The organism is Cognatishimia sp., from assembly GCF_049116455.1.
In the GTDB taxonomy this organism is placed as follows: domain Bacteria; phylum Pseudomonadota; class Alphaproteobacteria; order Rhodobacterales; family Rhodobacteraceae; genus Cognatishimia.
Genome location: NZ_JAGDYW010000005.1, coordinates 271,683 through 286,000, shown reverse-complemented (window position 1 = coordinate 286,000; position 14,318 = coordinate 271,683). Strand labels below are relative to the sequence as shown.

General features: G+C 53.6%; 13 protein-coding genes. All 13 read left to right on the top strand.

Annotated features, from left to right (window positions below):
- The first annotated feature begins 9 nt into the window (after nt 1-9).
- The 13 genes from JXQ85_RS13370 (at nt 10) to JXQ85_RS13310 (ending at nt 14,012) form a co-directional block, all read left to right on the top strand.
- Nucleotides 10-1,893: a PhoX family protein gene (locus JXQ85_RS13370; protein WP_421749438.1), complete on the top strand. Its 1,884-nt coding sequence runs from the start codon at nt 10-12 to the stop codon at nt 1,891-1,893.
- A 192-nt stretch (nt 1,894-2,085) separates the two neighbouring features.
- Nucleotides 2,086-2,802: an NYN domain-containing protein gene (locus tag JXQ85_RS13365; protein ID WP_421749437.1), complete on the top strand. Its 717-nt coding sequence runs from the start codon at nt 2,086-2,088 to the stop codon at nt 2,800-2,802.
- A 308-nt stretch (nt 2,803-3,110) separates the two neighbouring features.
- Nucleotides 3,111-4,277 (top strand): putative lipid II flippase FtsW, encoded by a 1,167-nt coding sequence (ftsW, locus tag JXQ85_RS13360; RefSeq protein ID WP_421749436.1) that lies wholly within the window; start codon nt 3,111-3,113, stop codon nt 4,275-4,277.
- Nucleotides 4,274-5,389, top strand: coding sequence for a UDP-N-acetylglucosamine--N-acetylmuramyl-(pentapeptide) pyrophosphoryl-undecaprenol N-acetylglucosamine transferase (locus JXQ85_RS13355; protein WP_421749435.1), 1,116 nt, complete (start codon nt 4,274-4,276; stop codon nt 5,387-5,389). The genes ftsW and JXQ85_RS13355 overlap by 4 nt, the downstream gene beginning before the upstream one ends.
- Entirely contained in the window at nt 5,386-6,786 is a 1,401-nt protein-coding gene (gene murC, locus JXQ85_RS13350; RefSeq protein ID WP_421749434.1) for a UDP-N-acetylmuramate--L-alanine ligase, read from the top strand. Before JXQ85_RS13355 ends, murC begins: the two co-directional genes overlap by 4 nt.
- 14 nt (nt 6,787-6,800) lie before the next feature.
- On the top strand, nt 6,801-7,049 hold the full coding sequence (locus JXQ85_RS13345; protein WP_421749433.1) for a DUF2484 family protein: 249 nt from the start codon (nt 6,801-6,803) through the stop codon (nt 7,047-7,049).
- Complete coding sequence (locus JXQ85_RS13340) at nt 7,046-7,435, top strand: hypothetical protein (RefSeq protein ID WP_421749432.1); 390 nt, start codon at nt 7,046-7,048, stop codon at nt 7,433-7,435. Before JXQ85_RS13345 ends, JXQ85_RS13340 begins: the two co-directional genes overlap by 4 nt.
- Nucleotides 7,435-8,352, top strand: a complete 918-nt coding sequence (murB, locus tag JXQ85_RS13335) for a UDP-N-acetylmuramate dehydrogenase (protein ID WP_421749431.1) — start codon at nt 7,435-7,437, stop codon at nt 8,350-8,352. The genes JXQ85_RS13340 and murB overlap by 1 nt, the downstream gene beginning before the upstream one ends.
- A gap of 204 nt (nt 8,353-8,556) precedes the next feature.
- A complete protein-coding gene (locus JXQ85_RS13330; RefSeq protein WP_421749430.1) occupies nt 8,557-9,471 on the top strand; it encodes a D-alanine--D-alanine ligase in 915 nt (304 codons plus the stop codon).
- On the top strand, nt 9,459-10,349 hold the full coding sequence (locus tag JXQ85_RS13325) for a cell division protein FtsQ/DivIB (RefSeq protein ID WP_421749429.1): 891 nt from the start codon (nt 9,459-9,461) through the stop codon (nt 10,347-10,349). The genes JXQ85_RS13330 and JXQ85_RS13325 overlap by 13 nt, the downstream gene beginning before the upstream one ends.
- Complete coding sequence (gene ftsA, locus JXQ85_RS13320; protein ID WP_421749428.1) at nt 10,349-11,683, top strand: cell division protein FtsA; 1,335 nt, start codon at nt 10,349-10,351, stop codon at nt 11,681-11,683. The genes JXQ85_RS13325 and ftsA overlap by 1 nt, the downstream gene beginning before the upstream one ends.
- Before the next feature lie 376 nt (nt 11,684-12,059).
- Complete coding sequence (gene ftsZ / locus JXQ85_RS13315) at nt 12,060-13,673, top strand: cell division protein FtsZ (protein WP_421749427.1); 1,614 nt, start codon at nt 12,060-12,062, stop codon at nt 13,671-13,673.
- 180 nt (nt 13,674-13,853) lie between these two features.
- Complete coding sequence (locus tag JXQ85_RS13310) at nt 13,854-14,012, top strand: hypothetical protein (RefSeq protein ID WP_421749426.1); 159 nt, start codon at nt 13,854-13,856, stop codon at nt 14,010-14,012.
- The last annotated feature ends 306 nt before the right edge of the window (nt 14,013-14,318 follow it).

Genomic DNA, 14,318 nt, shown 5'->3' with positions numbered 1-14,318 from the left:
AGATTTCCCATGCGTGAGCACGATAACGATGACCTGTCTTTTGACGATTATGATGAACTGCGCGACCCGCGCCCGGATAACAATGAATTTGATGCAGTCGTAGACGCAGCAATTTCACGCCGCGGTTTTCTAGGTGGCGTTCTTGCATTCGGATCCGGCGCTGCGGCGATGGGCACGACCTTCCTTGCGTCCGAAGCACAGGCTGTGACGGCCAACCGTTTTGGCTTCACGCCGATCCCAACATCGACAGCGAACACTATCACACTACCGGAAGGCTATGAGTGGGAAACTGTTGTGCGCTGGGGACAGCCACTGTGGTCTGGTGTTGAAGATGTGGATCAGGCAACCGGTGGTACTGCAGAAACGCAAGCGATGTCCTTTGGGGACAACACCGACGGTATGGCCGTGTTTGCCAAAGGCGACAAACAGATCCTCGCTGTTAATAATGAATATATTCAGAACAAAGTCCTGCTGAAAAACCGTGAAGACGGTAAAGCCACCAACGCGGACGACATCCAGAAGATGAAAAATGCCCACGGCATTTCCATCTTGGAAATCGAAGAAGGCGCGAATGGCTGGGCTCCGGTTCTGGACTCTGAATACAACCGCCGCATCACCATCGACACACCAATGGAACTGACTGGTCCGCTGGCAGGTCATGACATGGTCAAGACGGATGCCGATCCAGAAGGCAAAACCGTTCTGGGTACATGGAACAACTGCGGTAACGGTGAAACCCCTTGGGGCACATACCTGACCTGTGAAGAGAACTTTAACGGCTACTTCGGTTCCGCAGATGAGAACCAAGAACTGCCAGCAGAGTTCAAGCGCTACGGTATCAAAACCAAGTCCCGCTATGGGTTTGAAAAGTTCGACACGCGTTTTGATCTGTCTAAAAACATCAACGAGCCGAACCGTCACGGTTTCATCGTAGAAATCGACGCGACAGATCCAACATCTACACCGAAGAAACGCTCAGCTTTGGGCCGTTTCAAGCACGAAAACGCCGAAGTGGTTTTGGCGTCTGACGGTCGTGTTGTTGTCTACATGGGCGACGATGAGCGCGGTGAGTTCCTTTACAAATTCGTTTCTGAAGACATGTACGTTGAAGGCGGCGATACCGACGGTCTGCTGTCTGAAGGTCAGCTCTACGTTGCGAAATTTAACGACGACCTGACAGGTGAATGGCTTGCTTTGACCCCAGAAGTGACCGGCATGTCCAAGGAAGAAATCTGCCTGCATACCCGTGTGGCTGGTTCCAAAGTAGGCGCAACCACTATGGACCGTCCTGAATGGGTCGCTGTGAACCCGCTGCGTGTTGAAGCTTATTGTGCGCTGACCAACAACAAGAACCGTGGCATCAAAACCAATGCCGGTGGTGACGAAACCCCAGTTGGAGGTCCAAACCCACGCGAAGCCAACAAATACGGTCAGATCGTGCGCTGGCGTCCAACCGGTGGCGAGCACACAGACGACGCCTTCACATGGGATCTTTATGTGATGGCAGGCAACCCAAAAGTGCACCCAACGGGTCCACTGGCAGGTTCGGACAACGTCAACGAAGGCAACATGTTCAACAGCCCAGACGGGATGGTGTTTGACAGCAAGGGTCTGCTGTGGATTCAGACCGATGGCAACTTCAAGAACGAAGGTGATTTTGAAGGACAGGGCAACAACCAGATGCTGATCGGTGATCCAGCAACCGGTGAGATTGTTCGCTTTATGACCGGTCCAAACAACTGCGAAGTCACTGGCCTGTGCTTCTCACTGGACCGCCGTACGGCTTTCGTGGGCATCCAGCACCCGGCGGCTGACTTCCCTGATGGTCCAGGCACTTTGCCACGGTCTTGTGTTGTTGCAGTTAAGCGTACCGACGGTGGTCTGGTCGGTTAAGCTGACGTCATTAGACAAAATAATAAAAAGCCCTGTTGTCATGGTGGGGCTTTTTTGTCCAAATTGGGCAGTAAGCTGGGTAGGTGAGACGTTTCACGTTGAGTTAACTGCAGGAGAGCTTGAATAGGCTGTTGAAAAAGGAAAAAATGATAACAGCTTACTTAAACTGGAGATGCTGGCTAGGGAACTTAAATGGTAAATCGAAACCGACCACTTTATGCTGTCCTGATCGACGCAGACAACATTCCGGCCAAGCATGCTGAGTCAATCCTTACAGAGATTGCTACCTTTGGCGAGCTAGCGTTGCGACGTGTCTATGGCGACTGGTCTAGCGAGCAACTTCAAGGTTGGGCTGAAACCGTTCGTGAACACGGATTGGTAGCACATCAAGAAACTGCAAATACCAAAGGAAAGAATGCCAGTGATATCGGCTTAGTAATTGATGCGATGGATATATTGCATGCCGGCCGTTTCGATGGGTTTGTTCTGGTTAGCTCTGACAGCGATTTAACCGCGCTTGCTAATCGTATACGTGAGCAAGGCTTGGAAGTTATTGGTATCGGCGAGCGCAAAACCCCAGAGAGTTTGCGCAATGTCTGTAACCGTTTTGTGCTTATCGAGAATATAATTGACGAACCGACTTCCGCCAAAGATGGGGCGCAAATCAAAAACAACAAACTACCTGCAAAAAAGGCTGCTCCGCTGATAATTGCTGCAATGGATAAAATTGAACAAGATGATGGTTGGTGTTCGCTTTCGGCTTTGGGAAAGCAAATTATGGCTGCGAATTCAGATTTTGACACGCGTACCTATGGATATAAAAAACTTAGCGACCTTATTCGCAGTTTGGATCGGTTTGAAATCAACACGATTGAGAAAATTTTATCTATTCGGCAAGTAACCAAGTAAGTTAATCCTATTCATTCTTAATTTAGCTCGCCACTGCCGCGGCACTACGGCAGTGCCAACCTCTCAATTTCTGAAAGCCGATTTTAGTACCATCGATTATTACAAAATGGGCTCAAAACAGACATTAACCAAGTCGTTCAGACAAAACATATAATAGCTTCACCTTTTCAGTATTCACGGAAATATGCCCGCCAACGTCCTGCATAAATCTACGTAATCTGAATACTTCCCAAGTGAGTCGTGACCTGTTAGAATCGCCGCAATGACCCGGAGAACCGGGCGTTTGAGGCAATTGTTGGCAGGTTACGATGACAGAAATGGTCTATGGCGCGCTTCCGGCGCGTGATGTTGAGCCGATTCTCCCGAAATGGTGGCGCACTTTGGATAAATGGACGATGTCCTGCATCCTGATGTTGTTTGGCGTTGGCCTTTTGTTGGGGCTGGCCGCAAGCCCGCCTTTGGCGGAAAAGAACGGATTTGCCCATTTCTACTATGTGACACGCCAAAGCATCTTTGGAGGTGCTGCGCTGATTGCCATGTTTATTACCTCGATGATGAGCCCGAAACTGGTCCGTCGACTGGCGGTTCTAGGGTTTCTCGGGGCCTTTATCGCTCTGATTTTCTTGCCGTTTTTTGGCACGGACTTCGGTAAAGGCGCGACGCGCTGGTACTCCCTTGGTTTCGCCTCGGTGCAGCCATCTGAATTCCTAAAGCCCGGATTTATTGTTGTGGCCGCATGGCTTATGGCCGCCAGCCAAGAGATCAACGGCCCTCCCGGCAAGCTATGGTCCTTTATGTTGACCGTGACCATTGCGCTTATCCTTGTGATGCAGCCAGATTTCGGACAGGCCTGTTTGATCCTCTTTGCATGGGGTGTGATGTATTTCATCGCCGGAGCACCAATGACCTTGTTGGTTGCCATGATGTGCCTCGTGATCATCGGTGGCATGGTGGCTTACAATGCATCCGAACACTTTGCGCGCCGGATTGATGGCTTCCTCAGTGCTGATGTCGATCCAACCACTCAGCTTGGTTATGCCACCAATGCGATCCGCGAAGGCGGCTTTTTCGGCGTTGGCGTCGGCGAAGGGCAGGTGAAATGGAGCCTGCCGGATGCGCATACGGATTTCATCATTGCGGTTGCTGCTGAAGAATACGGCCTGATTTTGGTGCTCGCGATCATCGCTCTTTACGCGATTATCGTTCTGCGCAGCTTCCTGCGTCTGATGAAAGAACGCGACACATTCATCCGCCTAGCTGGCACGGGTCTTGTGGCGATGTTTGGTGTTCAGGCCATGATCAACATGGGGGTGGCGGTTCGCCTCCTACCAGCGAAGGGCATGACATTGCCCTTTGTCAGCTATGGCGGTAGTTCCTTGATTGCTGGCGGGATTGCAGTGGGCATGCTTTTGGCCTTTACCCGCAGCCGTCCACAGGGCGAAATCAATGATATTCTACGGGGTCACGTAAGATGACAAACCAACCGCTGCTGGTAATTGCAGCCGGAGGCACCGGGGGCCATATGTTCCCGGCGCAGGCCTTGGCAGAAGCCATGCTGGCTAAAGGCTGGCGGGTCAAACTTTCAACCGATGCGCGGGGCGCGCGTTATACTGGCGGTTTCCCAGAGCAGGTTGAGATTGAACAGGTCGCATCAGCGACCTTCGCGCGTGGTGGTTTGGTCAACAAAGCCATGGTGCCATTTCGCATTTTGGGCGGCGTTCTAGGTGCTGTCTTGAAGCTGCGCAAAGACAAGCCAACTGCGGTAGTAGGATTTGGTGGATACCCAACAATACCAGCCATGGGCGCGGCTTGGATTTTGGGTCTGCCGCGCATGATTCATGAACAAAATGGCGTACTTGGCCGCGTGAACGAACTGTTTGCTAAGAAGGTTCAAGCGATTGCCTGCGGCACATGGCCAACCGAATTGCCTGAAGGCGTCGAAGGGTTTCACACCGGCAATCCCGTGCGTGGAGTTGTGTTGGAACGGGCAGGGGCTGGTTATATCCCACCCGGCGATTACCCGATGTCGATCTTGGTCATCGGTGGCTCACAAGGCGCGCGCATTTTGTCTGACGTTGTGCCGCCTGCGATTGACAATCTTCCCAGCGAAATGCGTCGTCATATCCGCGTCAGCCATCAAGCGCGCGGTGAAGATTTTCAACGTGTTGCGCAGTTCTATGCAGATCAAGGCATCAATGCGGATGTTCAGGAGTTCTTTACCGATATCCCCGAACGCATGAGCGAAGCTCAGTTGGTGATCTCTCGCTCTGGCGCGTCGTCGGTTGCAGATATTTCTATCATTGGACGCCCGTCGATTCTGGTGCCTTACGGCGCGGCCACGGCTGATCATCAAACAGCCAATGCGCGGGGTCTTGCCGACGCAGGGGCGGCGATCGTCATGCCCGAAGCCCTCTTTGAGGTTGACGCTCTGTCCGAGCAAATCAAAACCGTCCTTTTGAATTCAGACGGCGCGCTGCAAATGTCACGTGCCGCCCTTTCCGTTGGCAAGCCTGACGCGACCGAAAATCTGGTCGCCATGGTCGAGGCGCTTGCAAACGGTACGCTACAGAAAGAACAAGCAGAATGAACGCAGCAGCCACCAAACTCCCCACCGATGTTGGACCGATCCACTTTGTTGGTATCGGTGGAATTGGCATGTCCGGTATTGCAGAAGTCCTGTTAAACCATGGCTACACGGTGCAGGGATCTGATCTGAAAGACAGCAAAATCACCCAGCGTCTGGCCGAAATAGGTGCGACGGTTTTTATTGGTCAAAAGGCTGAAAATCTTAAAAATGCAGCGGTCGTCGTGATTTCCTCTGCGATCAAACCGGGCAATGCCGAGCTGGATGAAGCCCGCCGTCAGGGCCTACCGGTTGTGCGCCGCGCTGAAATGCTGGCCGAGCTGATGCGCCTGAAATCCAACATCGCCGTTGCCGGGACACATGGTAAAACCACCACTACCACAATGGTTGCCGCGGTTCTAGACCATGGCGATATTGATCCTACGGTGATCAACGGCGGTATCATCCACGCCTATGGCTCGAACGCCCGCGTGGGCGAGGGCGAATGGATGGTGGTTGAGGCGGATGAGTCTGACGGTACATTCAACCGCCTGCCAGCAACCATCGCGATTGTGACCAATATCGACCCCGAGCACATGGAGCATTGGGGCGATTTTGATACGCTGCGGGCGGGTTTCCACGAGTTTGTCTCTAACATCCCATTTTATGGTCTGGCAGTCTGCTGCACCGACCACCCAGAGGTGCAAGCGCTGGTGGGTAAGATCACTGATCGCCGGGTGACGACCTTTGGTTTCAATGCCCAAGCGGACGTGCGCGCGACTAATCTGACGTATAAAGCGGGCGTTGCCCATTTTGATATCGAGCTACAGGCCGAGGAAAAGGCCATTGAAGGCTGCACACTACCAATGCCCGGTGATCACAACGTTTCCAATGCCTTGAGTGCCGTAGCGATTGCGCTGCATCTTGGCATGAAACACGAGGAAATCCGTGAGGCTCTGGCGAATTTTGGTGGCGTGAATCGTCGTTTCACCAAGGTGGGCGAAGTGGATGGCGTGACCATCATCGATGACTATGGCCACCACCCAGTTGAAATCGCAGCGGTTCTAAAGGCTGCACGTCAGGCCAGCGAAGGGCGCGTCATCGCTGTACATCAGCCGCACCGCTATAGCCGTCTGTCCAGCCTGTTTGATGATTTCTGCACCTGTTTTAACGAAGCAGATGTTGTGGCCATTGCCGAGGTCTTTGCGGCAGGCGAAGATCCAATTCCCGGTGCTGGGCAAGATGATCTGGTCGCCGGGCTGATTGCACACGGTCACCGCAATGCACGCGCGATTATGTCTGAAGAGGACTTGGAGCGTCTGGTGCGTGAACAGGCAAAGCCAGGTGACATTGTTGTTTGCCTCGGAGCTGGTACCATCAGCGCATGGGCGAATGGGTTGCCCGCACGGCTGGAAGCATAAAAACGAGGGGAAACATGAGTTTATCATTCATAGCTGCACTGATTTGGATGATCGTGGTTAATCTGCGCGCCATGTTTCCCAGCAAAGACAACCACTGGAAATTTGCCTATGTCATGATTGCGATCGGCCTGCCGATCCTGGCCTGGGTCTATATCGACCACGGCATCGGTTTGGCTGCGATATTGCTGGTCGGGGCCATGTGGGTGATGCGTTGGCCCGTGATTTACTTATCGCGCTGGATCCGCCGTCAGGTGGGGCAATGAACCCCGAAATCCTGCTGATCATCGGGGGCACAATGGCCCTGATGATGGCCGTTGCCAGTTTTGTGCTGACTCAAAAAAATGCCTGGAAGGCCGTGCTTTTATTGGTGGTGTTTTTTGGCGCTCTGAACATAGGGGCCTTTATTTGGGCGGAAATCCTGCAAGGCTGGAGCGCACGTCGTTTGGTGCTGTTTTGGCTGGCCGCTCTGTTGCCTCCGCTTCTTGGGGTCGGTATTGGAGCCATCGTGGGCAGTTTGGTGAATTGGCGCATCTCGCACATTCGTCCAACCTACCCAAAGGCCAAGCGTCGGATGAAAACTGCGCAAAAGCCTGTAAAAGATAAAACCAAGCGGCAAAAACCGCTGCCGAAGCCAAGGATCATCGATTAATGACCAACCTGCCTGAGGTGCGCGGTAAACTCACGCAAAACCGAGTGCTTTCCGATCTGACCTGGTTGCGCGTTGGTGGGCCAGCTGATTGGTTGTTTCAGCCTGCTGACGTCGAAGACTTGCAGCATTTTTTGGCAAATTTGGATGAGGCTGTGGACGTCTTTCCGATGGGTGTGGGCAGCAACCTGATCGTCCGTGATGGCGGTTTGCGCGCTGTCGTGATCCGCATGGGGCGGGGATTTAATCAGATCTCTGTTGAAGGAAAGCGTGTGACGGCAGGCGTTGCGGCACTGGATGCTCATGTGGCGCGCAAAGCGGCTGAGGCGGGTGTAGATCTAACATTCCTACGCACCATTCCCGGCGCAATTGGTGGTGCGGTCTGCATGAACGCCGGCTGCTATGGGTCTTATATTGCTGATGTTTTTGTTTCTGCAAAAGCTGTGACACGCGCAGGTGAATTGGTCACTCTGTCTGCTGATGATTTGAATTTCCAATACCGTCAAAGTGATCTGCCGCAAGGCTGGGTGCTGGTTGAGGCAACCTTTGAAGGCCCGGCTGGCGACGCAGAAGAATTGGCAGCTCGCATGCAACATCAGCTGGAAAAACGCGATGCGACGCAGCCGACCAAAGATCGTTCCGCTGGCAGTACCTTCCGCAATCCGGCGGGCTATTCTTCTACAGGCCGTGATGACGACGTGCATGATCTAAAGGCCTGGAAGGTGATTGATGATGCAGGGATGCGCGGCGCTACAATTGGGGGTGCGCAGATGAGCGAAAAGCATTCCAACTTTATGATCAACACCGGTGGCGCATCTGCCGCAGATTTAGAAAACCTTGGTGAAGAAGTGCGAAAAAAGGTTTTTGAAAAAAGCGGTTTGACGCTAGAGTGGGAAATTAAGCGGGTTGGCGAATTTTAACCAACTAAAGCAAAAGCTGGGCAAGAAATGACCCGGTTTACAAAAAATTAAAATGATGGTGGGAACCGGAGAACCGATCTGTTAAGCCATCAGAAAATGCCCAAAAGGGCGCAGAACAAGCCCGAAATGGGCATATAAAAAGCCCGATAACGGGCAATAACACAGGTCAAAAAACGACCGATAATTTGAGGCGCTGGAGCGGGTATGTCGAGCAGGACAACTCCGAAAGTAGCGGTACTGATGGGCGGACTCTCGGCTGAGCGCGAGGTGTCTATGTCATCTGGGCAGGAATGTGCCGCTGCGTTGAGGGAAGGTGGATTTGACGTCATTGAAGTGATCGCAGATCGCGATTTGGCGTCTGAGCTGCAAAAATTCAAACCTGATGTTGTGTTTAACGCCCTGCATGGTCGCTGGGGCGAAGACGGTTGTGTACAGGGCCTGCTGGAATGGTTGGGCATTCCCTATACGCATTCAGGCGTTTTAGCCTCGTCGTTAGCAATGGACAAAGAGCGCACGAAATCCGCCTATCGTGCCGCGGGCCTTCCGATTGCAGACAGTGTTGTTGCTGCGCGAGATGACATCGAAAGCCGCCATATGATGGCGCCACCTTATGTGGTGAAGCCTTATAACGAAGGCTCCTCGGTTGGTATTTATATTGTGCATGAAGCCGCGAATGGCCCGCCGAAGCTGGCGGATGACATGCCGAATGAGCTGATGGTCGAAAAATTTGTAGCGGGCCGCGAGCTGACGGCGAGCGTGCTTGGCGACAAGGCTTTAACCGTCACTGACATCATCACTGACGGTTGGTATGATTATGATGCCAAGTATAAAGAGGGCGGCTCACGTCACGAAGTGCCAGCCCAGATCCCGCAAGAGATTTTTGATGCCTGCATGGACTACGCTTTGCGCGCGCATCAGCTTTTAGGCTGCCGGGGCCTGAGCCGCACGGATTTCCGCTGGGATGAAGAGCGCGGGCTCGACGGACTAGTCCTGTTGGAAACCAACACACAGCCGGGCATGACCCCAACCTCTTTAAGTCCAGAACAGGCTGGCGCAGTTGGAATGTCCTTCCCGGACCTGTGCCGCTGGTTGGTGGAGGATGCCTCATGCGACAGGTAAACCAACGCCCAGATCCAGCAGGCTCCCACGTATCTCGTCGCTATGAGCGCCTGAACTATCGATACGAACGCTTGATGCTCACTCCACTTTTCCGTTTTGGGATGCGGGTTGTGCTGCCTTTCGGCGTAGCCGCCTTGGCAACGGCGGTTTGGTTTTCCGATCAAGATCGCCGTGATCAGGTGCGTATGTTCATGCGTGATATCCGCACGAGCATTGTCGAACGCCCGGAGTTCTTGGTGAAAGCCATGTCAATCGAAGGCGCGAGCTCAAGTGTGGCGGATGATATTCGCGAAATTCTTCCAGTCGATTTCCCGGTCAGTAGCTTTGACCTCGATCTGGATACGATGAAAACCACCGTAGATGGCCTGTCTCCCGTCAAGGCTGCGACATTGCGGGTAAAGCCTGGTGGCGTCTTGCAGGTTAATGTCGAAGAACGCAAACCTGTGATCCTATGGCGCTTGCGTGATGGGCTTCATCTGGTGGATGCCGAAGGATTTGTCGTTGCAGAAGGCACTTTGCGTGCGCTGCATCCGAACTTGCCGGTGATGGCAGGGGAAGGCGCAGAGGCCGAAACCGCAGAAGCCCTGCAACTGATGCAAGCGGCGGGACCATTGCGCGATCGTATGCGGGGTTTGGTCCGCGTAGGCGAGCGACGCTGGGATCTGGTGCTGGATCGTGATCAACGCATCATGTTGCCTGAATGGGGGGCTGTACAGGCCTTGGAACGTGTGGTGGCCTTGAGCCAAATTGAAGAAATGCTGCAACGCGACTTAAGCGTTGTCGACATGCGTCTGGGTGACAGACCAACAATAAGAATAGCAGAAAGATCGGTTGAGGCCTGGTGGCGCATCCGTGAGATCCGAGTGGGGCAAGAGTAATGTTTGAATTGTATCAATCCCAACGCGCAATGCGGGCCATGCGCAAAGCGGCGATGCAACGCGGTGTTGTGGCGGTACTGGATGTGGGGACATCCAAAATCGCCTGTTTGGTTTTGCGTTTTGATGGCGCGGACCATTTAACTGACATCGATGGTATTGGATCTTTGGCGGGGCAAAGCGGCTTTCGCGTGATTGGCGCAGCCTCTACCAAGTCTCGCGGTGTGAAGTTTGGCGAAATCTCTGCGATGGGCGAAACCGAACGCGCGATCCGTACGGCGGTTCAAGCAGCGCAGAAAATGGCGCAGATCCGTGTCGATCACGTGATCGCTTGTTTCTCAGGCGCGACACCTCGTTCTTATGGACTGGATGGTCAGATCGAGTTGCAAGACAATATGGTCACCGAACAAGATGTTGCCAGCGTGCTTGCGAATTGCGATGTGCCAGCTTACGGCGAAGGCCGCGAAGTCCTGCACGCTCATCCCGTGAACTTTGCTTTGGACAGCCGCTCTGGTCTGGCAGACCCGCGTGGTCAAATGGGACAACGTTTGGCTTGTGACATGCATATGCTGACGGTTGACGCCAATGTCGTCGCGAACCTCGCGCATTGTATCAAACGTTGTGATCTAGAATTGGCTGGGATTGCAAACTCGGCTTACGTGTCTGGTTTGTCGGCGCTGGTTGAGGACGAGCAAGAGCTCGGAGCAGCTTGTATCGATCTGGGTGGCGGATCCACCAGCATTTCGATCTTTATGAAGAAACACATGATCTATGCCGATAGCGTGCGTATGGGCGGGGATCACGTGACAGGTGATATCTCAATGGCACTACAGGTGCCGGTCGCGAACGCCGAACGCATTAAGACCTTTTATGGCGGCGTGCATGCCACGGGCATGGACGATCGTGAGATGATCGAAATCGGTGGCGACACCGGCGATTGGGAGCATGATCGCCGCACCGTAAGTCGTGCAGAACTGATCGGGATCATTCGTCCGCGTGTCGAAGAAATTTTGGAAGAGGCGCGTGCGCGTCTGGACGCCGCTGGATTTGAGCACCTGCCCAGTCAGAAAATCGTTCTGACTGGGGCAGGGAGCCAGATCCCGGGTCTGGATACGCTTGCCAGCCGCATTCTGGGTCAACAAGTGCGTCTAGGTCGACCCATGCGCGTGCATGGCCTGCCGCAGGCCACCACAGGGCCGGGCTTCTCGGCATCGGTTGGCATGTGCCTCTTTGCAACGCGTCCGCAGGACGAATGCTGGGACTTTGATCTGCCCGCGCAGAACCAACGCATCAAATCCATTGGCCGCGCCGTGCGCTGGTTTAAAGCCAATTGGTAATTCTGAATTCACCCCTAGAGGAGCGTGACCCGTCGACAAATTGGAAAACTTCGTATAAAAAGAGGCCAAGCATCTTTAAAGGTGCATAAAACAGAACAAGGCGAACCGAGCAGTTTGCCAAACAACTGAAATGAGTCGCTTATCCACAGGGTTATCCCTAGGGCTACAGCCTTACGTTGTGTTATGTTCAGGTTTCCTCCCCAATATCTGCCGTGATCGGCGAAATGCCGCAAATTGTGGCAGAATTTTGTCCATATTTTGTGGCTCGTGACGCTTTTTGGCGTGACGATGCGCCTGTCTATCGCTACAATCATTCACGAGTAGACGAAAAACACGTGCCGAATGGCATGGAAAAAAATGACAGGCGGACGCTCTTATGGCTTTGAATTTGACCTTCCCCGAGCAGGAAGACTTGAAACCCCGTATTACGGTATTTGGTGTAGGTGGTGCCGGTGGCAACGCGGTCAACAACATGATCGCAAAGCAGCTGGAGGGCGTTGAATTTGTCGTCGCCAACACAGACGCGCAAGCGCTACAGCAAAACCAATCTCAATCTCGCGTTCAGCTTGGTGTGAAAGTCACCGAAGGTCTGGGTGCAGGTGCACGTCCAGCGGTGGGGGCCGCAGCGGCAGAAGAAAGCATCGAACAGATTGTGGATCATCTGGCTGGCGCGCACATGTGCTTTATCACAGCAGGTATGGGCGGCGGCACAGGGACAGGTGCTGCTCCAATCATCGCGCAGGCCGCGCGTGAACTCGGCGTTCTGACCGTTGGTGTTGTGACCAAACCCTTCCAATTTGAAGGTGCAAAGCGGATGCGCCAGGCCGAAGCAGGTGTTGAAGCTCTGCAAAAGGTCGTGGACACGCTGATCATCATTCCCAACCAGAACCTGTTCCGGTTGGCGAATGAGAAAACCACATTCACCGAAGCCTTCGCCATGGCAGACGATGTTCTGTATCAAGGCGTTAAAGGTGTGACAGACCTGATGGTCCGTCCGGGCCTGATCAACCTCGACTTTGCTGACGTTCGCGCCGTAATGGACGAAATGGGCAAAGCGATGATGGGGACTGGCGAAGCAACTGGCGAAGATCGCGCGGTTCAGGCGGCAGAGAAGGCGATTGCCAACCCGCTGCTGGACGAGATCTCACTGCGCGGTGCAAACGGCGTTCTGATCAACATCACCGGTGGTCACGACCTTACTCTGTTCGAATTGGACGAAGCGGCGAACCGCATTCGCGAAGAAGTCGATCCAGACGCGAATATCATCGTGGGTTCCACACTGGACACCGATCTGGAAGGCGGCATGCGGGTTTCCGTTGTTGCGACAGGTATCGACGCCACAACTGTTCAATCCGATATGCCAGTGCCACGCCGCTCTTTGAAAGAGCCGCTGAAGCCAGCCGCGATCGACGAAGCGCCAGTTGCTGAAGAAGCTCCGACACAAGTGGCTGCAGTTGCACCAACAGCACCGGTTTCTGAACCGAGCCTCTTTGAAGAAATGGACGCACATCTGGCAGCTGAAGAGCCAGTTGAGATGTTCGAAGAGCCAGCTGCACCTGTTGCTGCACAGGACGATCTGCCACCTCCGGCTTACCAGCCACAGGTTGCTCAGTTCCAGCCGCGTGTAGACGAATACGAAGAAGAAGCCGAGGCCGCTTTTGTTGCGCCAAAAGCACCAGCACCGGGCACACCTTCTCCGGAAGCGATGGCGCGCTTGCGCTCAGCAGTCAGCAAGGCTCCTTCTGCGCCACAACCGCGTCAGCAAGTGGTGGCTGAAGAGGCACCAAGCGAAGAAGAAAAGCCACGTTTTGGCATCAACTCTTTGATCAACCGCATGACAGGCCATGGCCAAGAAGCACCAGCAGCACAGCCTGCAGCGCGTCAACAGCCAAACCTGCAAGCGGCGCCTGCGCCAGCACCGGCTCCGGCGGAAGATCCAGAGCAAGAGCGGATCGAAATTCCGGCGTTCCTGCGTCGCCAGGCAAACTAAGCTGAACGAAATTTAGGAAGAAGCCGCCCACTGGGCGGCTTTTTTCGTTTGATAAGTTCGTTTGAAAATAGGGGCTTGCTTTTTTTTATCAAAAAATCGCTTTCTATGTCCATTGGAGTGACCTTCGTTCGTCATGTTATTGAAGGCGTGTTTGCCTTTGGGCAATCCAAGAGGAAACCAATGCCATTTTTTACGATTTTTGCCGGGGCATTGGGTTTCATCGCAGTCACCGGTGTTGAAACGCTTTTGCTTCCGAGTCATGTACATGTTGAACGCCAAGCCACTTTGGCTGCAGCCCGACAAGCTATTCTAGCTCTGGCGAGCTCGAATGCGTGCTAACAACGCTTTAACCCTTATCTGACATCTGATCCGGCCTGGATATTTCCATGTACGGCCCAGCCGCCAGAATTGGGTCAGGTTTCAACCTTTTTGGGCTGCCCGAGCGGATTTATTGGTACCGTTAAATCAGTATCGCGCGGCTATGGACTGCTACACCAAAGCGCTTTCACTCGCCACTGAACGCGCATCGACAAATTTCTTCAAAATGAAGAATTCAGTTGTGAAAACGTTTATCGACGCGGCTCAAAACGCGCCGTAGTACGTGGTTAAGGCCAGCACCTTGCCGCGTTACGGTTTGTCTTCATT